A 23,393-nucleotide genomic window follows, 5' to 3' on the forward strand; every position below is an offset into this window, starting at 1 on the left:
CAGGGGTCGGCGAAGCATCGCCCGCTTGCCGTGAACGGCCATGCGCCGAAGGTCACGGCAACCCCGATCCGCGGCGAGGGCCGTTGCCTGCTTCGGTTATGGTGAATGCGAAGGGACGGCCATGTGCCAGAGGGAGAGGGGGATGCGGGGACTGCGGGGAGCGGTGGTGGCGCTGGGCCTGTCGGCGTGCGCAGCGGTATCGGCAGGGGAAGCGCAGGTTGCGGCGAAGTTCGCAGGCGACAGGACGCTGGTGGTCGAGTTCGCTCAGGCCATGCACACCTGGGACAACGCCGTACGCGATGACGCGGTGCGCATCACGCCCGCGCTGCCGGCGAAGTGCGGCTGGGACAGCGATACACGATTGGCCTGCGCACTGGGGCAGGCGACCGCCATGGCCACGCGTTATCGGATCGATATCGCCGCCGGGTTGCAGACGCAGGGCGGCGAACGCCTGAAGGCGCAGTACCTCGAGGTGGAAACGGCGCGCCCGCAACTGGTTGCGCGGATCGAGCGTTGGTCCGCTGGGCTGCCGTCGATCCTGGTGTGGGCGAACATGCCTGTCGAGGCCGAGGAAGCGCGCAAGGTCCTGCGCCTGCAAGTCGATGGCAAGACAGTCCCACTCAAGGCATTGCGTCCGCTTCCGCCTGCATGGAAAGGCGACCAGAGTACGCGCTTCGCCATGGCATTGCCGGATATCGGGCGCGAAGAGCGTGTCCTGTCGCTGGACATAGTGCCGGGGTTGCATGCAAAGCCCGGACCGTTGCGCGGCACGCAAACGGCGCGCCTGCTGACGGCGCGGGCCCACGAACCCTTCGCTCTGCATGGCGTGGCGTGCGCCGGTCGTCGCGAGCGTGTGTTCGCTCGAGTGCGCGACAACACCGTGGAAGCTCACTGCGTTCCCGGCGAACCGATCCTGCTGGTATTCACGCGCTCGCTCGAGAACGAAGCGACCGACCGCATCGCCGCAAGCTTGCCTTCGGGCATCGACGTTTCGCAGGGGTGGGAAGGCGAGAGCTACCGTAACGAAATCGCCGTGGTCGCGCCCGCGCGTCCGATCCGCATGGCTTCGCCCAAGCCCAACGCAAGGGTCGATTTCGTGCTCGACGGCGCGATCCGCTCCGTCGACGGCGAGGTGCTGGCACCGACCACGGTACGCATTGTCACCGGCGATGCGCAGCCACAGCTGCATGCCGCCAACGGCCATTCCCTGGTCGCCGACGGCCGCCATCCACCTATCTTGGTGGAGCTGCTGAATGCCGATGCCGCAAACATGGAAGTCACCGGTCTGGCGCAGCGCGCTGCGCAGGAAACGGTGCAGATCCAGGGCAAGCCCGGCACCGCGGTGCCGGTCGCATCGACCGTCGCCGCGCGCACGCTGGCCGAGGGCGGCTGGGTGCGTTGGTCGACCGACGCGCAGTTGCCGGAGCGTTGGCAGGGACGCGGCCAAGTGGAATTCGCCGCGCCTGCATTCGACCTGCTGGCCGTCGCCGGACGACGCGAGGTCTTGGCCTGGGCCAACGAATGGGAGCGCGACGCGCCGGTCGTCGGTGCGGAAGTGGAACTGCTCTGGCGCAGCAACGATACCGACGAACCGCGCGTAGCGGCACGCGGGCGTACCGGGGCCGACGGCACCGTGTTGTTGCGCCTGCCTGACGATCTGGTCATCGCTCCGCCCGAGGGCGAGGACGCCTGGAGCTGGAGCGGCCCATCATGGTTACTGCGTGCAGCCGATGCTCGGGGCAGCCGTCGCTCGGTGCTGCCGGTCGGCAACAGCGGCGACTCGCCAAAGCTCGGACAAGCGCGACAACAGAAAACCTGGGGCGTATCCGATCGCCCGCTCTATCACGCGGGCGACGCGGTGCACTACCGCTTGTGGCAGCGCGAACTCGATGGCCTCCATCTGCGTCCGCTTGCGAACGCCGCGGTGAAGCTGCGGCTGTTCGACACCGAACGCGAGAAGACCGTCCTGGAGTGGCAAGCCACGCCGGCGGTCGACGGCAGTCTGACGGGCGACCTGAGCTTGCCCATCCACCTGACCGACGCGACCTACTGCATCGGCGTCGAGGCCGGCTACGGAGAGACCGACGGCAGTTGCTTCTTCGTCGGCACTTACCGGGCGCAGGATCTCTGGGTCGAAGCCAAATCGCGCGGCGGCGTGCTGCGAGACGGCGACCGCTATGTCGCCGATCTGAAGGCCGGCTACTTTTCCGGCGGCGTCGCTGCGGGCGTGGAAATCGACGATCTCGGCGTCACCCTGGTGCCGTTTCCGCTGCAGGAGGCCTATCCCCAATACGCGGACTTCACTTTCGTCGAGGTTGAAGAAGAGGACACCGAGAGTGCCGAACTCACGGGCCTGCCGGAGGACGCGAAGCTCGATGGCGAGGGCGCGTTTCACATCGATACGCGCGTGGCGTTCGATGAGGAGCACCGCCCGCCCTTCGGCGTGCTCGCGCTCGAAGCACAGGTGTCGCCCGACGACCGCGAGGGCACGGTGGGCAACGACGAGGCCACGCGCTATGCGCGCTTCGATCGTTACGTCGGGCTCAAGACGTCGCCTGCGTGGTTCGATCGCGACGAGCTGGTCTCGCTGGAAGCGGTCGTGATCACCGCGAATGGCGAGCCCGTGGCTGGCGATGTCGATGTCGTCATCGATTACGTATCGAGCTACGGTGGGAAGGAGAAAGGCGAGCGTGTCGCGCATTGCAAACTGCGGACGGGCGTGCCAGCTCCCTGCGAATTCCCGCGGCGCCACAGCGGCTATTACCGCCTGACTGCGAGCAGCGAAGGTGCCGCCTCCACTCGGCTCACCCGCTATGTCTGGGCCGGCGACGCAGGTATCGACAACAAGGTGGACGAGCCAGAGCTGACCATCGTCGACGCCTCACCCCAGCGCACCACGCCGATCCGCGTATTGGTGCGGCACAACTTCAAGCGTGCGCGCGCTTTGTTCGTGATCGCCAGCGGCGGGACGATCCTCAGCAGCCGCGTCGAGACGCTGGTCGGTGGCGCGCAGAATGTCACCCTGCCGGTTGCGCGCGAGTGGAACGGCCGTCTCTCGCTGCAGGCCTATGTTCGCGACGCGGTGGCCGCCGGTACGCGGGATGGCTATCGCAAGCCTGTTTCCGTCGAGGTTCTGTCCGAGCACATCGACGAAGCCACGGTGGAAGCGACGCCCGCGCCGGTGTCGCTAAGCTTCGAACCCGTCACCGCGCGTCCGGGTTCCCGCGCCACGCTGCTGCTGCGCAACGACAGCCGGCACGCGCGCAGCGTCACCGTCGCCGTGATCGACGATGCCTTGCGCTCGCAGGCGCAACGCTGGTTGCCGTATGGCGATCCACAGGGGCCCAGTAGTTTCGCCCAGTGGCGCGCGCAAGGCGTCGGTTCGTTACAGGAGCACAGCTTCGCCGACTGGGACGGACAGCCCTGGCAGTGGTTGTTGCCGGATGCGCCGCCGGTCGCGACTCCCTCTCGCTCGCTGCTGCCTCCACCTCCCCAACCGGCGGTCGTGGTCGAAGACGCGGTTGCCGTGCATGCCATGGACATGCCCGCGGCCGCACCTGGAGTCATGCGGGACCGCCGTGACGGCTACGCTGAAAGCACCACGCTCGACAGCATCGAAGTCACCGGGTCGCGGATCAAGCGCGCCGACATCGTCGAAGCCCGTACCGCCAAGGCCCCCGATCCCTCGGCGCATGCGCGCGAACAAGGCCAGACAACGGCATCCCCACAACAGGCAGTACGCACGCGATTCGCGGATACCGCGCTGTGGCTGTCAGCACTCACTTTGGCGCCGGGCGAATCACGCCGGGTCGACGTCGAATTGCCTGACAACCTCACCCGCTGGCGCGCGGTCGTGTGGAGCACGGGCGACGCTGATGACTTCGCCATGGCCGAAGCGGCGCTCGAAGTGGGCCTGCCGGTCGAGGCGCGACTACAGACGCCGGTGCGCGTATATCCCGGCGACGAAACGCGCGTGGCCACGCATGTGCGCCACATTGCCGACCAAGCGGCCACGGCGCAGACCGCGCTGCATGTCGAAGGACCCGACGGTGCGCACGACGACGCGCACGATCTGCCGTTGCAGCCGCGCGGGCAGGGCAGCGTTGCGACGGTGCTGCATCCGCAAGCTACGGGCACCCTGCGGCTGATCGCCAGCGCGGGCACGTCGGCCGGCCGCGACGCCGTGGCTGCAGATATCGAGGTAGCCTCGCCGCTGATCGCCGCGCACCGGCTGCAGGCCGGATGGATCGGTGATGCACCGATCACGCTGGCGCTGCCGGTGTTGCCGCCCGAAGCCGAGCACCCGCAATTGCGCGTCGCGCTACTGCGCGGCAACGCCGCCCTCACCGCGCAGTGGACCGACGACCTGCATCGCTATCCGCACCGCTGTTGGGAACAGATCCTCAGCCGCGCGGTGGGCGCAGCGCTGGCGCTGGAGCGACACGACGCCAGCTGGCCGGATGCCGCCGCCGCCGTTCGCGAAGCGCTCGACAACGCGGCCGTGTTCCAGACCAACGACGGCGGCTTCGTCTATTTCCCGGGTGCGGGCAACCAGTGGTACTCGCGCCAGGCAAGCGTTCCGCTTACCGCGTACAGCGTGCGTGCACTGAACCTGCTCGGCGCGTTGGGCCATAGGGTGCAGCCGCACGTCATGGAGAAGGCGCGAGAGTTCCTGGCGTTGGCGGTCAAGTCGAACGTAGCCGCGCGCAACCCGACATCCGCCGATCGTCTGACGCTGGCGCAGGCTGCCTTCGCCGCTGCGGGTTATCCGGCGCCGAGCCGCGTCGAGCTCGATCGCCTGTGGCAGGCCTGGAAGCTATTGCCCTTGCCGGCCCAGATCGCCGCCGCGCGGGCACTCGCTGATGCCGAGCATCCATCGGCTGCGGCGGCCATCGAGCGCTTGCTGGAACAGGCGCCACTACGCGGCAACGCTCGCGCGCTACGCCTGGGGCAGCGCTACGACGGCTGGATGAGTTCCGATCAGCGCGAACAGTGCGCATTGATCAGTCTCGTGCGCGATCACCCGCAGCTCACGCCCTTGCGCGTGCCTCGCGAACTGCTGGCCGGCCTGAGCGATCTGTACGCCGGCGGCGTGCCGGCGGTCGACACGCAGACGGCGGCCTACTGCCTCATCGCTCTACGCGAGTCACAGCAGGTCGCCAACGCGCCGACGCAGGCGACGTTCGCCGTGGCCCACGAGCAACGCACGCTGCTGCTTGCTTCGGACGAGGCCAAGAGCGAGTGGACGCTGGACGCCCCGACTGGTTCGCAACTGCGCATCGAAGCGGACGCCGGCTCTCAGGTCCCGACCAGCTACGTCGCCGAGCTCGCCTACGTCGAGGACGCACGCCAGGCCCAGGCTTCGGCGGTGGGCTTCCGCCTGGAGCGCAGCTACTTCGTGCTGCGCAACGGCGCATGGCTGCCGGCCGGTACGCAGCGCTTGCATGAGGGTGACTGGATTCGCGTGACCCTGACGATCGAGACCACGGCGCAGCGCGAATTCGTCGCCCTGACCGACAGCGTGCCTGGCGGCCTTCGTCCGACCGATCTGGAACTGTCGGGCGTGGCCGGCGACGAGCTCAAGCGCGTTGGCGACGAAGGAGCCCGTTGGTTCGAGACCCGCAAGCTGGATGCGCGCAACCCGCGGTTCTATGCCGAATCGCTGCCGGCGGGACGGCACGACGTGCATTACTTCGCCCGCGTCGGCAACAGCGGCGATTACCTGGCTGCGCCGGCGGAGGCTGAGCTCATGTATGGCGCCGCGACCCGCGCGCGCACGGCGGCGACGCGCCTGCGCTTCGAGGCCGATCGCTAGCGCGGACGATTCAGATGTCCGCCGCGCGCTGTTCGAGGAAGCGCGACGAAAACTCCTCGGCCGGCAACGGCCGCCCGAGGAGATAACCCTGCAGCACGTCGCAACGGAGCAGGCGCAGCAGCTTGGCCTGCTCCTGGTCCTCCACGCCTTCGGCGACGACCTTGAGCGAGAGCGAGTGGGCCAGGCCGATGATGTTGGTGACCAGCGCCATCGTCTCCGGGCTTTCGGTGATCAGGGCGACGAAAGAGCGGTCGATCTTGATCTCGTCCGAAGGCAGCCGCGCCAGGTAGTTGAGCGAGGAGTAGCCGGTACCGAAATCGTCGATCGAGACGCGGCAGCCAAGGTCACGCAGCGCATCGAGCACGTGCATGCTGTGCTCGATGTCGTCGACCAGCACGCTCTCGGTGATCTCGATGTCCAGGGGCTGGTCGGCGACATGCGGCAACAGCAGATCGCGGCAGCTGTCGAGGAAGCTGCTGTGGTGCAGCTCCTGCGCGGAGACGTTCACCGCCATGCGGAAGCCGGGATGCCATTCGCGCCACTTCAGCGCGGTCTGCAGGGCCTCGCGCATGGCCCAATGGCCGGCGCGCACGATCAGCGTGCTTTCTTCGAGGACGGAGATGAACTCGCCCGGCGCGAGCGTGCCGCGCTCGGGATGGCGCCAGCGCAGAAGCGCTTCGGCGCCGATCAGCAGCTGATTGGTCGCGTTGAATTTCGGCTGGTAGTGCAGCACGAACTGTTGGTTCTCGATCGCCGCGCGCAGTTCGTGCTCGAGTTCGAGACGGCGGCTGGCGCGGCCGCGCAGCTCGTCGCCGAACGCGTGCACGCGCAGCTTGCGCCGCTCGCCTTCGAGCAGGGCGGCGGCCGCGTGGTGTTCCAGCGCTTCGGGATCGTCGCCGGGCTGCGCGAGCACGAATCCGGCGTGCAGATCGATGCGCACTTCGCGATGGTCGATCGCGAACGGCGCATGCATCGCCTGCAGCAACTCGTCGAGTCGTGCCGCCTCGTCCTCGGCATTGTCGACCGTGCTGCAGGCGATGGCGAAGGTGTCCGCCTCCAAGTGAGCGACCAAGGCTCCGGCGCCCATCCACTCGCACAGGCGCCGGCCGAGCTCCTTCAGCAGCGCGTCGCCAAAGGCGCGCCCGTGCGATTCGTTGATCGCGGCGAAGCGGTCGATGTCAGTGAGCGCGACCATCATCCGGCCCTGCTTGAGCCGTTGGCGCAGGTTCTTCTGGAAGGAGGCGCGATTGGGCAGGCCACTGATCGGATTGTGGTACGCCAGGTATTCCAGTCGCTCGCTCTTGGAGATGAAGTCGACGGCGAAATCGATCTCGTCGGCGAGGCGCTCGAACAGCGCGATCTCCTCCTGGCCGAAACGCTGCGCCTCGGCCGCGTACAGGCCTATGGCCGCCCAGGGCGGCGAACCGATCGGCAGTACGGCCTGCGCCTGGATGCCCTGTTCGCGCCAGGTATCGCGGGCCCATGCGGGGACACGGCTGTCGGCGGAAAGGTCGGAGATGATCGTGGCCGCGTTGTAGCGCAGGGCACGCATTGCAGGTGCCCATTCGATCGCGTCCGGCAGGTCGCGCGCCCGCAGACTCACTTCCAGCACGGCGTCGAGCGCACGCTCGTCGCCGTGGCGGGAGACGATGCTGGTCTGGTCGCCCAGCTGGCGTATGCAGGCAGCGAGAAATCCGCCCTGCTCGACCGCGACCCGGCAGGCGGCATCGAGCACGCCTTGCCGCGTGCCCGCACGCAGCACGGCGTTGCCCAGCGCGCTGAGCACCGCGTGCAGCCGCGCCAGGTGCTGGATGCGGCTCTCCTGCGCCAAGTGTGCGGTGACGTCGTGATTGAGGCCGCGAAAACCAACCGTGCGCCCTTCGCCGTCGCGCAGCGGCGTGCCGGTGCATTCCAGCGCGCGGACGCTGCCGTCCTCGTGCAGGAAGCGCAGCCGCAGGTTCTGCCAGGGCTGCATCGCATCGACGTCGCGCATGATCCCGTCGGCGAGCGCGTGATCGTCCGGGTGCAGCAGGGTCGACCAGAGCACCCCTTCCAGCGTTGCCGGATCGCGTCCGAGAATCCGCGCGCCCGCCGGGTTGTTGTAGCTCAGGTGGCCGTCGCGATCGGTTTCCCAGATCCAGTCCTGGCTGCTCTCGACGATGCTGCGGAAGCGCTCCTCGCTCTCGCGCAGCGCACGCTCCATCTGCTCGCGCACGTTGCGCTCCTGCGCGGTGCGCAGGGCGCGTTCGACCGCCGGCGGCAGACGACGCAGGTTGTCCTTCAGCACGTAGTCGGCGGCGCCGCGCTGCAGGGCTTCGATGGCCACGTCCTCGCCGATGGTGTTGGAGACGAAGACGAAGGGGATGTGCGGCGCCAGCTCGCTCACCAGCACCAGCGCGTCGTGGCCGCTGAAGCCGGGCATGGTGAAGTCGCTGAGGATGACGTGCGGAGCGAATTCCTCGATCGTGGTACGCAGCTTGAAGGCGTTGTCGACGCGGCGGTATTCCACCGTGCCGAGCCTGCGTAATACGTGCGCGATCAGCTCCGCATCGGCGGCCGAGTCCTCGACGAGCAACACCTTGAGCGGGCTGGGGAGCGTCATGGGCTATTGGGTGTCTGGTTGGCGATCATCCAGTACATGCCGATCTGCGAGATGCGTTCGGCGAACTCGGCGAAGTCGACCGGCTTGACCACGTAACTGTTGACCCCCAGGCCATAGCTGGCGAGCAGGTCCCCTTCTTCACGCGAAGAGGTCATCATGACTATAGGTATCGAGCGCGTGAAGGGATCGGCCTTCATCGCTTCGAGCAATTGCAGGCCGTCCATCCGAGGCATCTTCAGATCCAGCAGGATCAGCTTGGGATGGCCGTTGGGCCGCGTCTCGTAGGAATTGCGGCAGTGGATCCAGTCCAGCGCTTCCACGCCGTCGCGGACCCACTCGACGCTGTTGGCGATGCCGCGCTTCTTCAGCGTCCGCAGGGTCATCTCCGCGTCCGGCGCAGAATCCTCCACCAACAGGATCTCCACCTGCTGGTATCCGCTCATGTGTCCGCTCATACACGCATCTCCTCGGGTAGGTCGGTAGGCAGTTCGAAGACGAATTCGGCGCCCTCGCCGGGTCGCGAGTCGGCGCTCACCAGGCCATGGTGGCGGGCGACGATGCGGTGCACAATCGCCAGTCCAACACCGGTGCCTTCGAATTCATCTTCCGGATGCAGGCGCTGGAACACGCCGAACAGCTTGTCGGCGTAGCGCGGGTCGAAGCCGACACCGTTGTCGCGGACGCGGTAGCGCACGCGGTCGTCCTCGCGCTCGCCCTCGATGCGGATGCGCGCCAGCGCACCGCGCGGCGCGCTGTACTTCACGGCGTTGGAGAGGAGGTTGCTCCATACCTGGCGCAGCAGCACGGGGTCGCCGTGGGCGGCCGGCAGCGGCGCGACGTCGATGCGGGCCTGCGGGTTCTGCGCCAGGTCGGCATTGTCCATGGCTTCGGCGACGACGGCGTTCATGTCGACGCGAATCGGCGTCAGTGCCTGCCGGCTGAGCCGCGAGAACGCCAGCAGATCGTCGATCAGCGCGCCCATGCGCCTGGCGCTGGCGGAGATCTCGTCCACATAGCGAAGCAGCGGCGCATCCAGGCCTTCGGCGGCTTCTTCGCGCAGGATCTGCGCATAGCCGCTCATGTGCCGCAACGGCGCGCGCAGGTCGTGCGAGACGCTGTAGCTGAAGCTTTCCAGTTCGCGGTTGGTATCGGCGAGCTGGCGCGCCTGCGCGGTCAGTTCGGTGTTGAGTTTGCGGATCGCATCCTGCGCGGTCTTGCGCTCGGTGATGTCCTGCAGGAACGCGTTGAAGCTGATTTGCGTCGCCGTACGGGTGGGCCAGATGGTCAGTTCGATCGGGAATTCGCGGCCGCTGCGATCGACGGCGCTGATCTCGATGCGGCGATTGATCACCGGGCCGTGGCCCTCGGCGAGGTAACGCGCAAGGCCCGTGCGGTGGGCGTCGCGGTAGCGTTCGGGAATTGCGAGTTCGGCCAGCGTTTGCCCCATCGCCTCGGCACGGCTCCATCCGAACATGCGCTCGGCCTGCGCGTTCCACTCTTCGATGCGTCCCTGGGTGTCGATGGCGATGAACGCGTCGGAAGCGGTCTGCAGGATCTGGCGGATGCGTTGCTCGTTGAGCAGCAGGCGCTCATGCGCGAGTTCGGCGCGGCGCATCTGCCCCCACAGCGCCGCGCAGCAGAACAACAGCAGGAGGAGGGCGAGCAACGATCCCACCCCTACGGCGCCGTTGAAGTCGCGCGCGCTGTCGCCGGCCGCAGTAGTGAATGTCGCCAGCCGCTGCTGCTCGGCGTTGCGCAGCACGAGGAGGGTGGCGCGTACCGCCTCGTAGCCCTGTTCGGCGTGCGCATCGAATGCCGCACGCGCCGCCGGCAACCCGCCATCGGCGGCGAGGGCCGCGGTCTGCAGCATGCGCGCTCGCCGTTGCCGCAGCGCCTGCTCGGCGGCCGCGAGCCGCTGCGTCTGTGCGGCGTCGTCCTGCAGCAGACTGCGCAGGTTGGCGACGACGCGGAGGGCTTCGGCGTATTCGCCTTCGCGGGCGCGTTCCAGATCGGTTGCGCCGGCGATCAGGAATCCTCGCTGGTCCGCTTCGAGGCGCGCGGCCAGCGTCTCCAGGTGTTGCACGCCGCTGAGCACGCGGCTGGTGTGGGCGAGGAACTCGCGCATCGCATCGGCGTGTCTCGCCGTGCGATAAGCCTGCGCAAGCATCAGGGACACGGCCATGAGCGCCAGGCCGAAACCGACGCTCCACATCCAATGATGCCACCGGCTGTGGCTTGTCACGGCTCCCTGCATCGTGCCCCTTCCTGGGTTACACGGCATCCGGACGGATCTGCGGACACCCGCAGCCTAAGCCCGTCCGATGCCGGTACGCCAGTGCGCCGGGCCCATCCCGGCGTGGGGCCGACGTTACGGGGCCGGTTTCAGGCAGCGCGTGAAGAAGGCCTCGCTGGTCCGCAAGCGATGCAGCAGGTCGGTCCCCTTGAGGCCATGCTTCGCGCCCGGATACGTCATCAGCTCGAACGGCTGGCCGCGCTTCTGCAGCGCGCTCATCAGCGCGGTGGAGTTGGAGAACAGCACGTTGTCGTCGGCCATGCCGTGGATCAGCAGCAGCTTCGACTTCAGCCCGTCGATGTGCTGCAGCACGCGCGCCTGGCGATAGCCTTGCGGATTGGCGGCAGGCAGGTCCATGTAGCGCTCGGTGTAGTGCGTGTCGTACAGGCCCCAGTCGGTGACGGGCGCCCCGGCAATGCCGCACGAGTATTGGTCCGAAGCCTCGGCGAGCAGCATCAGCGTCATGTAGCCGCCGTTGGACCAGCCGTGCACGCCGATCCGCTGCGCATCGACCCAGGGTTGCGCCTTGAGCCACTTCACGCCGGCGAGCTGGTCGGCGACTTCCACCGTGCCCTGCTTGCCGTAGAGCGCACCGCCGAAGGCCGCGCCGCGACGCGGCGTGCCGCGGTTGTCGAGCGAAAACACCACATAGCCTTGCTGCGCCAGGTACTGGTTGAACCAGTGGTCGCCGCGTCCGGGCCAGCTGCGCGTCACCGTCTGCGACGCGGGGCCGCCATAAACGTAGACGACGACCGGATACTGCTTCGCCGGATCGAAGCCTTCCGGCTTGATCAGGCTGTAGTGCAGCGTGGTGCGGCCGTCGGCCGCGGTGAGGGTCCCGTACTCGAGCGGACGATGCGCAGCGCGGTACGGCGCATACGGATGCTGCGGATCGCTCAGGTCGTTCTGCAGCAGCGTCGCGAGCAGGCTGCCGTCGTTGCGGAACAACTGCAGTTGCGGCGGCGTGTCCGGCCCCGACCAGTTGTCGACGTAGACGCTGGCGTTGCCGGCGAAGGTCGCCTTATGGGTGCCATCCGGGTGCGAGAGACGTTCGATGTGAGCGGTCGAAGCGGCGCCGCCGCTCAACGGCACGCGGTACACCTGCGCGTCCAGCGGCGAATCCTTGCCGGCGGCGAAGTACACGAAGCCCGCGCCCTCATCGACGCCCAGCACGCTGTCGACCGGCCACTCGCCGGAGGTCAACGCCGTGGCATGGCCCTTCGCGTCGATCACGTACAGATGCTGGAAGCCGCTGCGTTCGGAGCTCCACAGGAAGCGTCCGTCCTTGAGGAAGCGCAGATCGTTGTGCAGCGGCACCCAGGTCTTGCTCGTTTCGGTGACGAGCGAGCGTTGCGCGTTCGAGGTCAGGTCGGTTTCGATCAGCTCCAGCCGCTTCTGATCGCGCGACTGGCGCTGGAAGGTGAGGTGTTGCGGATCGCGCCAGTCGACGCGGGCGAGGTAGATGTCCTCGTTCTTGCCCAGGTCGATCCAACGCGGCTGCGCGGCGGCGCGCGGCGCGATCGTGCCGAGGCGGATCAACACGTTGTGGTCGCCCGCGGCCGGATAGCGTTGCTCGATCACATCGGTGCGATCCGGGTACACCTCGTAGCGCTTCTGCACCGGCACCGGCGATTCGTCGATCCGCGCGAACGCGATCGCGGAGTCGTCCGGCGCCCACCAGTAGCCGGTGTGGCGGTCCATTTCCTCGTCGGCGACGAATTCGGGCACGCCGTTGCCGATGGTCGCGCTACCGTCGGAGGTGAGCTGGATCTGCTTGCCGCTGGCCAGGTCGATGACCCACAGATTGCGTTCGCGGATGAAGCTGACGAAGCCGCCCTTGGGCGAGAGCTTCGGATCGGTGGCGAAGCCCTCGCCGTGAGTGAGCTGGCGCACCGCGTCCTTGCCGGACTTGCCCAGGTCATACAGATACAACTCGCCGCCGAGCGGGAACAGCAGGGACTTCGCGTCGGGCGCCCACTGGTATTCGATGATGCCGCTGAGCGAGGCGGTGCGTGCGCGCTCGCGCCGTGCCTTCTCGGCGTCGCTGAGCACTTCCTCGCCCGGCAGGACATCGTTGCTGTCGACCAGCAGCTGAGTCTTGCCGCTGGCGACATCGTAGGCCCACAGATCCAGGCGGTTCTTCTGGTCGGCTTTGCCGCGCAGGAAGGTCACGCGGCTGCCGTCGGGCGCGATCTGCGGCTTTTCCAGACTCGGACCCGACAGCGGCGCATCGCCCGCGATCGCTTCGAGCGTGAGCTTGTGCGGTGCGGGCTGAGGCATGGCGGGCGAAGTCTGGGCGTGGGCGCTCATGGCGAGTGTGACGGCGGCAAGGAAAGCGGGCCAGCGCATGCGATGCGGTTCCGGTGGATAGGTAGGATGACGATTCTAGGGTGACCGCGCGCCGGCGCGGCCAGTCCCAATTCGGCCTGTTCGGCCCTTTCGGCCAGAGGAGATGCTCGCCCATGCAATGGATGATCTATGGCGCCAATGGCTATACCGGCCGCCTGATCGCCGCCGAAGCGGTCCGGCGTGGCCTGCAGCCCGTGCTCGCCGGCCGCAGCGAGGCCGCGGTGCGCGCGCTCGCTGAGGAGCTGGGCCTGCGCTGGCGCCAATTCACGCTGGATATTCCCAGCGCAGTGGAAGAAGGCCTGCGCGGCATGGATCTGGTGCTGCACTGCGCCGGGCCGTTCTCCGCCACCAGCGCCCCCATGCTCGAAGGCTGCCTGGCCACGCGCACGCACTATCTCGACATCACCGGCGAGATCGACGTGTTCGCGCACTGCCATGCGCAGCATGCGCGCGCGCAGGAGGCCGGCATCGTGGTGACGCCGGGTGTCGGCTTCGACGTCGTCCCCAGCGACTGCCTGGCCGCGCAATTGCATCGCGATTGCCCGTGGGCGACCTCGCTGGTGCTGGGTTTCGATGCGGGCGGCGGTTTCAGCCCGGGCACGGCGAAGACCAGCGTAGAAGGCCTGGGTTCCGGTGGCCGCGTGCGCGAGGGCGGTGTGCTCAAGCGCGTGCCGCTGGCGTGGAAGACGCGCACTTTCACCCGCGACGGCGCCGACAAGATGGCGATGACCATTCCCTGGGGCGACGTGTTCACCGCGTACGTGAGTACCGACATTCCCGACATCGAGGTCTATACGACGGCCTCGCCGAAGACCATCGCGCGCGTCCGCCGCCTGCGCCTGCTGGGGCCGCTACTGCGCACGCAGTTCGTGCAGCGCTGGCTCAAGCGGCGCGTCGAGCGCAGTGTGAAAGGACCGGATGCGCAAACGCGCGATAGCACTCAGGCGTACTTCTGGGGCGAGGTCCGCGGCAACGGGCGCGCCCAAGTGCGGCGCATGGTCACGCCGAACGGCTATGCGCTGACGGTGACTTCGTCGCTGGGCATCGTGCAGTGCTTCCTCGACAACCCGGCGCCTCCAGGCGGCTACTACACGCCCTCGCAGTTGATGGGAGCCGATTACGTGCTGGAATTGCCGGGTGTGGCGATAGAAGGACCGCAGTAGCGCACCGAATCGCGCCGAAGCCGATCAGCGCCGGCCCATCACCGCTTCGCGCAGGCGCCGCGCCTGCGCACGATCGGAAAAGCGCAGGCCGCCGGTGGTCGCGGTGAGCCCCAGCTTTGCGTAGGCCGCGTCGAGCGATGGGAATTCGCGTGACGCCGAATAGCGCTGGAAGGTGCGCGTGAATGCGTCGCCACCGGCGATCTGGTCCAACTGCGCGATGAACTCCGCCGGCGCGACTTCGCCGCTGCCGCTCAGGCAGCAATCGGCGTAGCGCGAAAGCACGGCGTCGAGGCTGCCGCCGCGTTCGCGTAGGGCCAGATCCGTTTCCAGCCAATAGGCGGCGCCGGCCCAATACACGCGCATGGTGCCGTGGCGCGTGCCGGACAGTTCGTCCAGGCGCATACCGCTGTCCTCGCGACGGCCGCGACCGAAACCGGCATCCAGCCGCCGCCAGGCCTCGGCTTCGTCGAGCAGCCCGCTGCGCGCGCGCAATACATTCTGGTAATAGCTCGCCAGGCCTTCCGCCAGCCAGCGGCCGTCGTCGCCCAGGTAAGGGTGGAACAGGTGCGAAAGTTCGTGCACGGCGGTCCAGTCCGCGCGCAACTCCCCGAGGCTGGCATCCTTGCGCACGAACAGCAGCACGGCGACGGAGCCGCGCCGCGAGGTCTGCCCCCAAGGCACCGGGCTGCTGCTGCGACCGTCGACTTCGCTGACGCGGATCGTCGCATCGGGCAGGGGGAAGCGGCCGTAGGCGGCCAGCGTGGCCTGCGCGGTTTCCGCCAGCCAGGCGCGCAGCATGCGGGCGCGGTCAGGGTCGATGTCCGGCGCGATCTGCAGATGCAGGACGTGATCGCCGCTGCGCAGTTCATCCTGATCGATCCGCACTCGCGTGGCCGTCGTGTCCGCGGCGGCGACCGGCCCGGCGCAGGCCAGGAGCAGCGCGATCAGGCACGGGACGGAAGGTCGCAGGAGAACCGGACGAGCCATGGATGGATCCGCGAGGGACGACAGCCACACTGTGCCCCTGCGCGCGTGAAGCCGGGCTTTCTCAGCCTGCGACACCGGGTGGCCGGTAGAATGCGCGCATGGATGTTTCGCATTTGCTCGACGCGCTGAACCCCGCCCAGCGCGAGGCCGTCAGTGCACCGCCGGGCCACTATCTCGTTCTCGCCGGTGCCGGTTCCGGCAAGACCCGCGTGCTCACCCACCGCATCGCCTGGCTCAATGAAGTCTTCGGCGTGCCGCCGCACGGCATTCTGGCGGTGACGTTCACCAACAAGGCCGCCGGCGAAATGCGCGCGCGCGCCGAACACCTGCTGCGCCATGGCGCGCGCGGCATGTGGATCGGCACTTTCCACGGCATCGCCCATCGCCTGCTGCGCCTGCACTGGCAGGAGGCGAAGTTGCCGGAAGGCTTCCAGGTGCTCGACAGCGACGACCAGCTGCGCCTGGTCAAGCGCGTGGTGCAGCAGCTGGAGCTGGACGAAGCGCGCTTCCCGCCGCGCCAGATCGTGTGGTGGATCAACGCGCAGAAGGACGAGGGCCGTCGCCCGCAGCACATCCAGCCGGAGCGCAACGACGACTGGCTGGACGTGATGCACCGCTGCTACGCCGTGTACCAGGAGCGCTGCGACCGCGCCGGCCTGGTCGACTTCGCCGAACTGCTGCTGCGTGCGCACGAGCTGCTGCGCGACAATCCGGCGCTGCTGGCGCATTACCGCCATCGCTTCCGCGAGATCCTGGTCGACGAGTTCCAGGACACCAACGCGATCCAGTACGCCTTCGTGCGCGTGCTCGCGGGCGACACCGGGCATGTGTTCGTGGTGGGCGACGACGACCAGTCGATCTACGGCTGGCGCGGCGCCAAGGTCGAGAACATGCAGCGCTTCCTGCGCGATTTCAACGGTGCGGGCGGCGATGCGCAGACGATCCGGCTGGAGCAGAACTACCGTTCCACCAGCACCATCCTGGATGCGGCCAATGCGGTGATCGCGCATAACCCGGACCGCCTGGGCAAGAAGCTGTGGACCGACACCGGCCACGGCGAACCGATCGATCTGTACGCCGCCTACAACGAGATGGACGAGGCGCGCTTCGTCGTCGAACGCATCCGCCAGTGGATGCGCGACGGCGGCGACTACGGCGATGTCGCCATCCTCTACCGCAGCAACGCGCAGTCGCGTGCGTACGAAGAAGTGCTGCAGGAAGAGCCGCGGATCCCGTTCCGCGTCTACGGCGGCATGCGCTTCTTCGAGCGCGCGGAAATCAAGGATTCGCTGGCCTACATGCGCCTGATCGCCTCGCGCGTGGACGACGCCGCGTTCGAGCGTTCGGTCAACACGCCGCCGCGCGGCATCGGCGACCGCACGCTGGAAGAGGTGCGCAAGCGCGCCCGCGCCGACGGCGTCGCGCTATGGGAAGCGGCCAGGCGCCTCACCGGCGATAACACGCTGGCGGCGCGTTCGCGCAATGCGCTGGCCGGGTTCCTGCTGCTGGTCGACGATCTGTCCAACGAGGTCGATACGCGCCCGCTGCCCGACAAGATCGACCACGTGCTGGCCCGCTCCGGACTGCGCGAGCACTACGCCAACGAGTCGCGCGGGCAGCTGGATTCGCGCACCGAAAACCTCGACGAACTGGTCTCGGTCGCCTCGCGCTTCACCGGCCGAGATGACGAAGAAGAGGCCGCGGCGATGCCCGAGCTGATCGCCTTTCTCAGCTACGCCGCGCTGGAAGCCGGCGAAGGCCAGGCCCAGGCCGGCGAAAACAGCGTGCAGCTGATGACCTTGCACAGCGCCAAGGGCCTGGAGTTTCCGCTGGTGTTCCTCGGCGGCCTGGAAGAGGGGTTGTTTCCCAGCCTGAAGTCCTCGGAAGAAGCGGGACGCGTGGAAGAGGAACGCCGCCTCGCTTACGTGGGCATCACCCGCGCGCGGCAGAAACTGGTGCTCAGCTACGCCGAGACGCGCCGCATCCACGGCATGGACATGTACGGTACGCCCTCGCGTTTTCTGCGCGAAATCCCTGCTGCACTGCTCCATGAGGTGCGTCCCAAGGTGCAGGTGTCGCGGCCGATGTACGCCGCGCAACCGCGCCGCGACCTGGGCCACGCGGCGATCGACGTGCCCGCTTTCCGTCTTGGGCAGGACGTGGTGCATCCCAGTTATGGCCACGGCGTGGTCACCGATTTCGTCGGCAGCGGCGCCTACGCGAACGTGCAGGTCAACTTCGAGACGGCCGGCAGCAAGTGGTTGAAGCTGGCTTCGTCCAATCTGCAACCGGCCTGAGGATCGGCCGATGGCGGCGTATCGGCGCCGCCATCCGTCGCCACATAGAAAAAAAACCGGAAAAAGTGCAAAAAGACGCTTGGCGGCGCGGCTTTTGTGCCCTACATTCCGCTTGCCGAGGGGTTTTTCCAGGCATACCTCAAATCAACTCTCCATCCGGGGGATATAGAAAAATGGCGAAGAAGAAAGCTGCTCCGAAGAAGGCCGCCGCCAAGCCGGCCGCCGTCAAGCCGATCAAGGAAGTGCTGGGTAAGTCCGGCCTGGTCGCTCACCTGTCCGAGACGACTGGTGTCGTCGCCAAGGACGTGCGTGCGATTCTGGGCGCGCTGGAAGGCGCGGTGCACGCTTCGGTCAGCAAGAAGGGCGCAGGCGCCTTCACCCTGCCGGGCCTGCTGAAGATCAACGTGGTGAACGTTCCGGCCAAGCCGAAGCGCAAGGGCATCAACCCGTTCACCAAGGAAGAACAGTGGTTCGCTGCCAAGCCGGCCACCGTCAAGATCAAGGTCCGCGCGCTGAAGAAGCTCAAGGACGCTGCGGCCTGATCCCCGGATCACGTCGATGCATCGAACAAGGCCCGCTTCGGCGGGCCTTGTTTTTTCAGGTTTTCGGCTCTCTTTGAGCTCGTCGTTCCCGCGCAGGCGGGAACCCATGGACGTTGCTTTCGCGCTGCGTTAGCCCGCGCTCAGTTCCATTGGAACAGCTTCCACAGCACCGGCGACACCGGGCCTTCGCCCTTGCTGCTATCGAGACGGCCATCGCCGTTGCGGTCCATCAGGTAGTAGGTCTTGCCGCGCCGCGGGGTGACCTTCACCACCTGCAGCTGGCCTTGCACGCGGTACTCCTCGACCTTGTCGCCGTCGACCATGCGCGTGGTGACGTCGGCGCCCTGCAGACCGGCGGTCGGATCTTCGTCGGGCATCGAGGCACAGGCGCCGAGGGCGAGCAGGACAGGTGCCAGCAGGACGGCCAAGGACACACGCATGGGATTCTCCGGATGCCGTAGCGACTGGGACGAGCATACGCGTTCGCGCGTGACTCCGGCGCATGCGCACCGGGCTGCGGGCTGCGCGAGGTATGCGGGTTGAGCCTTCCCGGTAGCACGTCCCGGTAGAATCGATCCATGAAACGACTCGTCCTGATCGATGGTTCCAGTTACCTGTACCGCGCCTTCCATGCCCTGCCGCCGCTGACCAACGAGGCCGGCGAGCCCACCGGCGCGCTGTTTGGCGTGGTCAACATGCTGCGCGCGCACCTGAAGGAGCAGCCGGACTACATCGCCTTCGTCGTCGATGCGCCGGGCCCGACTTTCCGCGACGCGATGTATCCCGAATACAAGGCCAATCGCAAGGCGATGCCCGATGAGCTGCGCGCGCAGATCGAGCCGATGTGCGAAATCGTCCAGGCGCTGGGCTTCCGCATCCTGCGCGTGGGCGGGGTGGAGGCGGACGACGTGATCGGCACGCTTGCGATCCAGGCGGCCGACGACGACATCGAGACGACCATTTCCACCGGCGACAAGGACTTCGCGCAGCTGGTGCGGCCAGGCATCGTCCTGGTCAACACGATGAGCGGCAGCCGCTACGACGGCGAGTCGACGGTGGTGGACAAGTTCGGCGTGCGGCCGGAGCAGATCGTCGACTTCCTCGCGCTGATGGGCGACGCCGTCGACAACGTGCCGGGCGTGGACAAGTGCGGGCCCAAGACCGCGGCGAAGTGGCTGGGCGAGTACGGCACGCTCGATGGCGTGATGGCGCACGCCGGCGACATCAAGGGCAAGATCGGTGACAACCTGCGCGCCGCGCTCGAGCGCCTGCCACTCAATCGCGAGCTGGTCACCATCAAGGTCGACGTGCCGCTCGACTACCGCCCGCAGGACCTGGTGCTGCAGCCGCGCGACACCGAGGCCCTGCGCCGCCTGTACGCGCGCTATGGCTTCAAGCAGGCGTTGCGCGAACTCGAAGGTCCTGCCGCCGCCGACGATGACGCCGCCAAGATCAGCGTGCGCGGCACCGCCGCCGGCTATGCGCGCGGCAGCACCACGGCCGAGGCGGTCGATCCGGCCTTGTCCGCGCCGGGCCAGTACGAATGCATCGTCGGCGACGCGGATCTGCAGGCCTGGATCGCGAAACTGCAGGCCGCCGATGCCTTCGCTTTCGACGTGGAAACCGACTCGCTCGACCCGATGCGGGCGCAGTTGGTCGGTATCAGCTTCGCCGTCGAGCCCGGCCACGGCGCGTACCTGCCGCTGGGCCATACCTATCCCGGCGCTCCGGCGCAGCTCTCTCGCGAAACCGTGCTGGCCGCGCTGAAGCCGCTGTTCACCGATCCGACCAAGCGCAAGATCGCCCAGCACGGCAAGTACGACCTGCACGTGCTGCGCCGCCACGGCGTCGAGGTGCAGGGCTATGCCGACGACACGATGCTGGAGAGCTTCGTCTACAACGCCACGGCGACGCGTCACGACATGGATTCGCTGGCCAAGCGTTACCTTGGCTACAACACGATCAAATACGAGCAGGTGACGGGCAAGGGCGCCAAAGCGATTTCCTTCACCCAGGTATCGCTGGAAGACGCGACTCGCTACGCCGCCGAGGACGCCGACGTCACCCTGCGGCTGCACCGTGCGCTGGCCCCCAAGCTCGCCGCCGAACCCGCACTGGAGCGCGTGTACCGCGACATCGAGATGCCGCTGGTGCCGGTGCTCGAACGCGTGGAAGCCAACGGCGTGCTGATCGACGCAGACGAACTGCGTCGCCAGTCCAACGACCTGGGCAAGCGCATGCTCGCCGCCCAGCAGAAGGCGACCGAACTGGCCGGACGCAGCTTCAGCCTGGACTCGCCCAAGCAGCTCGGCCAGCTGTTGTTCGACGAACTCAAGTTGCCGGCGCTGGTGAAGACGCCGAGTGGCCAGCCGTCGACGAACGAGGAAGCGCTGGAAGCGATCGCCGACCTGCACGAATTGCCGCGCGTCATCCTCGACTATCGCGGCCTGGCCAAGCTGCGCAGCACCTACACCGACAAGCTGCCGGAGATGGTGAATCCGGAAACGGGCCGTGTGCACACCAGTTACCACCAGGCCGGCGCGGCGACGGGACGTCTGGCCTCCAACGATCCGAACCTGCAGAACATCCCCATTCGCACCGACGACGGTCGGCGTATTCGCGACGCCTTCATCGCGCCGCCGGGACGCAAGATCGTGTCGTTCGACTATTCGCAGATCGAGTTGCGGATCATGGCCCACCTGTCGGAAGACGCGGGCCTGTTGCGCGCGTTCGAATCCGGCGCGGACATCCATCGCGCCACGGCCGCGGAGGTGTTCGGCAAGGCGCTCGACGAGGTCAGCGGCAACGAACGCCGCGCCGCCAAGGCGATCAACTTCGGCCTGATGTACGGGATGAGCGCGTTCGGACTGGCGCGCAATCTCGGCATCGCGCGCGGCGAGGCACAGGACTACATCGCCCTGTACTTCTCGCGCTATCCCGGCGTGCGCGAGTTCATGGAGCGGACCCGTCAGCAGGCGCGCGATCGCGGCTACGTCGAAACCGTGTTCGGACGCCGCCTCTATCTGGACAACATCAACGCTCGCAACCAGGGTCTGCGCGCCGGCGCGGAACGCGCGGCGATCAACGCGCCGATGCAGGGCACGGCGGCGGACATCATCAAGCGGGCGATGGTGCAGATCGACGGCTGGCTGTCGCCGCTGCGCAGCGACACCGGCGCAAGCCGCGCGCTGATGGTGCTGCAGGTGCACGACGAACTCGTGTTCGAAGTGGACGAGAATTTCGTCGACACGCTGCGCACCGAAGTCGCGGAGCGGATGGCGGCGGCGGCCCAACTGCGCGTGCCGTTGGTGGTCGACAGCGGCGTGGGCGATAACTGGGGCCAAGCGCATTGAAGAAGCGTCAACGCAAGGCAATTCCGCGACCGGCCGCGATACTCGCCCACCTGACCGGGTGAATGCGTGGAACGCTATGTTTGTTAATTGCCTATTAGACGAAGTACGCGCGTAGGCGTTGCCTGTTCAGCGGTTTTTGCCGAAGTTGGGGGAATGAATCCATCCTGAACCCAACAAATCGTTAACCTGCCTCTTCACGAACTATCCATGTGAAGGGTGGTCTTATTGCTCGCGACAGGTGCAACGCCTGTCGCTGATCTCTCCCTCCCCTGGAGTGATCCCAGGAGCGACGGCCCCTCCCCAGGCCCCGCTCCTCCAGCCCCGCCGGCCCCCCCTGCCTGCGGGGCTTTTTATTTTCCGCTTCGCAGAAAATAAAAACCCAAAGTTTGCTGCGCAAACTTCGGGCCCCGCTGCACGCTGCCAATCCCCGCGGCTGTCGCCGCGCCCCCTTACTAAGGGGGCTCTTCTCCGGTGGGGTGCGCCGTTGCGTGGGCTCCACGGTTGAAAGGCACAATGCGGAATCGCAACCTGGTGGAGACGGTGATGGGCGAACCGAGCGGCTTATTCGATCTGAGTCTGCCTTGGTATCAGTTCGTACTACGGGCCGTGTTCGTGTACTTCGCGGTGATGGTGCTGGTTCGGATTTCCGGGAAGCGCGCGGTCGGGCAGTTCACGCCGTTCGATCTGGTGCTGTTGATCCTGATCGGTAACGCGGTGCAGAACGGATTGAACGGTGGGGACAACTCACTGTCCGCGGCCGTCATCCTGTCGGCGACGCTGCTTGCGCTGAACTATGGCGTGGCTTTCCTATCGGCGCGCTATCCGAGCATTCGCAAGATAGCCGAAGGGGAGCCGGTGATCCTCGTGCACGAGGGCCACGTGTTGCGCGATGTGCTGAAGCGCGAGCTGGTGAGTCGGGCCGATTTCGACAAGGCGATGCGCGAAGCGGGCATATGCGACGTCGAGGAGATTCATCAGGCCGTGCTCGAAACCAACGGCCACATCACCATCATCCCGAGGCAGATGCCGAGCCAGCAGTCGCCGGGCGCGCATTAGTGCGCCGAGGCGATCAGCCCAATTCCGTTAGCCAGTCGCGCGGGCGCAGGTAATCGGCGAGCCGTGCTTCGGCGCTGCCGGCTTCCGGCGTGTAGCCGTACTCCCAGCGCACTAGCGGCGGCAGGCTCATCAGGATCGATTCGGTGCGGCCGCCGCTTTGCAGGCCGAACAGCGTGCCGCGGTCGAAGACGAGGTTGAACTCGACGTAGCGGCCGCGCCGGTACAGCTGGAACTGGCGCTCGCGCTCGCCATGAGGCGTGTCGCGGCGGCGCTCGACGATCGGCAAATAGGCGTCCAGGAAACCATCGCCAACGGCGCGCATATAGCCGAAGTCGCGTCCGAAGTCCGCGTGCAGGTCATCGAAGAACAGCCCGCCGACGCCGCGCGTCTCGCCGCGGTGCTTGAGCAGGAAATACTCGTCGCACCACTGCTTGTGCGCGGCATAGCGCGTGTCGCCGCCGAAGGGTTCGCACAAGGCGCGTGCCGTGCGGTGCCAATGCAGCACATCCTCATCGAAAGGGTAGAACGGCGTCAGGTCGAAGCCGCCGCCGAACCACCATGCCACGGTCTCGCCATCGCGCATCGCGCGGAAGTGGCGCACGTTGGCGTGCGTGGTCGGCAGGTAAGGATTGCGCGGATGAAACACCAGCGACACGCCGACCGCACGCCATGAGGCGCCGGCCAGCTCCGGGCGCGCCGCGCTGGCCGAAGGCGGCAGCTTGGTGCCGGCGACGTCGGAGAAGCCAATGCCTGCCTGCTCGAACACCGCGCCGTCGCGCAGGATACGGGTACGTCCGCCACCCCCTTCTTCGCGCGTCCAACGGTCCTCGACGAAACGCGCACTGCCGTCGGCGGTTTCGATGGCGGTGCAGATGCGGTCCTGGAGGCCGGTGAGGTAGTCGCGGACGGTGTCGAAGGTTTCCATGGCGGCATTGT

The 23,393-nt window shown here is 67.2% G+C and carries 13 protein-coding genes; 6 read left to right on the forward strand and 7 right to left on the reverse strand.

Annotation, left to right across the window (positions count from 1 at the left end; all coding sequences use genetic code 11):
- Nucleotides 1–142: 142 nt before the first annotated feature.
- Complete coding sequence (locus ACYVJ8_RS13790) at nucleotides 143–5,815, forward strand: alpha-2-macroglobulin family protein (protein ID WP_460713333.1); 5,673 nt, start codon at nucleotides 143–145, stop codon at nucleotides 5,813–5,815.
- Between the two features lie 10 nt (nucleotides 5,816–5,825).
- On the opposite strand, the gene ACYVJ8_RS13795 is transcribed toward ACYVJ8_RS13790, so the two are convergent.
- The 4 genes from ACYVJ8_RS13795 to ACYVJ8_RS13810 all read right to left on the reverse strand — a co-directional run bounded on the left by ACYVJ8_RS13795 (nucleotide 5,826) and on the right by ACYVJ8_RS13810 (nucleotide 13,020).
- Nucleotides 5,826–8,417, reverse strand: coding sequence for a sensor domain-containing protein (locus ACYVJ8_RS13795; protein ID WP_460713335.1), 2,592 nt, complete (start codon nucleotides 8,415–8,417; stop codon nucleotides 5,826–5,828).
- The gene (locus ACYVJ8_RS13800; protein WP_460713338.1) at nucleotides 8,414–8,872 is read right to left on the reverse strand and encodes a response regulator; all 459 of its coding nucleotides are present in this window, start codon (nucleotides 8,870–8,872) and stop codon (nucleotides 8,414–8,416) included. The genes ACYVJ8_RS13795 and ACYVJ8_RS13800 overlap by 4 nt, the downstream gene beginning before the upstream one ends.
- A complete protein-coding gene (locus tag ACYVJ8_RS13805; protein WP_460713340.1) occupies nucleotides 8,869–10,629 on the reverse strand; it encodes a sensor histidine kinase in 1,761 nt (586 codons plus the stop codon). Before ACYVJ8_RS13805 ends, ACYVJ8_RS13800 begins: the two co-directional genes overlap by 4 nt.
- Before the next feature lie 156 nt (nucleotides 10,630–10,785).
- The gene (locus tag ACYVJ8_RS13810; protein WP_460713342.1) at nucleotides 10,786–13,020 is read right to left on the reverse strand and encodes a S9 family peptidase; all 2,235 of its coding nucleotides are present in this window, start codon (nucleotides 13,018–13,020) and stop codon (nucleotides 10,786–10,788) included.
- 152 nt (nucleotides 13,021–13,172) lie between these two features.
- Here ACYVJ8_RS13810 and ACYVJ8_RS13815 point away from each other — a divergent pair, with 152 nt between their 5' ends.
- Entirely contained in the window at nucleotides 13,173–14,222 is a 1,050-nt protein-coding gene (locus ACYVJ8_RS13815; protein WP_460713344.1) for a saccharopine dehydrogenase family protein, read from the forward strand.
- 24 nt (nucleotides 14,223–14,246) lie between these two features.
- Here ACYVJ8_RS13815 and ACYVJ8_RS13820 read toward each other — a convergent pair whose 3' ends face one another.
- Nucleotides 14,247–15,209: a M61 family metallopeptidase gene (locus ACYVJ8_RS13820; RefSeq protein WP_460713346.1), complete on the reverse strand. Its 963-nt coding sequence runs from the start codon at nucleotides 15,207–15,209 to the stop codon at nucleotides 14,247–14,249.
- A gap of 98 nt (nucleotides 15,210–15,307) precedes the next feature.
- On the opposite strand from ACYVJ8_RS13820, the gene uvrD reads away from it, so the two are divergent.
- Both uvrD and ACYVJ8_RS13830 read left to right on the forward strand, forming a co-directional pair.
- A complete protein-coding gene (gene uvrD, locus ACYVJ8_RS13825; RefSeq protein ID WP_460713348.1) occupies nucleotides 15,308–17,506 on the forward strand; it encodes a DNA helicase II in 2,199 nt (732 codons plus the stop codon).
- 173 nt (nucleotides 17,507–17,679) lie between these two features.
- Complete coding sequence (locus tag ACYVJ8_RS13830) at nucleotides 17,680–18,048, forward strand: HU family DNA-binding protein (protein ID WP_187711007.1); 369 nt, start codon at nucleotides 17,680–17,682, stop codon at nucleotides 18,046–18,048.
- Between the two features lie 140 nt (nucleotides 18,049–18,188).
- Here ACYVJ8_RS13830 and ACYVJ8_RS13835 read toward each other — a convergent pair whose 3' ends face one another.
- Entirely contained in the window at nucleotides 18,189–18,488 is a 300-nt protein-coding gene (locus ACYVJ8_RS13835; RefSeq protein WP_460713349.1) for a DUF2782 domain-containing protein, read from the reverse strand.
- A gap of 138 nt (nucleotides 18,489–18,626) precedes the next feature.
- Here ACYVJ8_RS13835 and polA point away from each other — a divergent pair, with 138 nt between their 5' ends.
- The gene (gene polA / locus ACYVJ8_RS13840) at nucleotides 18,627–21,401 is read left to right on the forward strand and encodes a DNA polymerase I (RefSeq protein WP_460713350.1); all 2,775 of its coding nucleotides are present in this window, start codon (nucleotides 18,627–18,629) and stop codon (nucleotides 21,399–21,401) included.
- A 543-nt stretch (nucleotides 21,402–21,944) separates the two neighbouring features.
- The gene (locus tag ACYVJ8_RS13845) at nucleotides 21,945–22,457 is read left to right on the forward strand and encodes a DUF421 domain-containing protein (RefSeq protein ID WP_460713351.1); all 513 of its coding nucleotides are present in this window, start codon (nucleotides 21,945–21,947) and stop codon (nucleotides 22,455–22,457) included.
- A gap of 13 nt (nucleotides 22,458–22,470) precedes the next feature.
- Here the strand turns inward: ACYVJ8_RS13845 and hemF are convergent, their stop codons facing one another.
- Nucleotides 22,471–23,382 carry an oxygen-dependent coproporphyrinogen oxidase gene (gene hemF / locus ACYVJ8_RS13850; RefSeq protein WP_460713353.1) on the reverse strand — a complete coding sequence of 304 codons (912 nt, stop codon included), beginning with the start codon at nucleotides 23,380–23,382 and terminating at the stop codon, nucleotides 22,471–22,473.
- Nucleotides 23,383–23,393: the final 11 nt, after the last annotated feature.

It is taken from the genome of Lysobacter terrae, assembly GCF_054782215.1.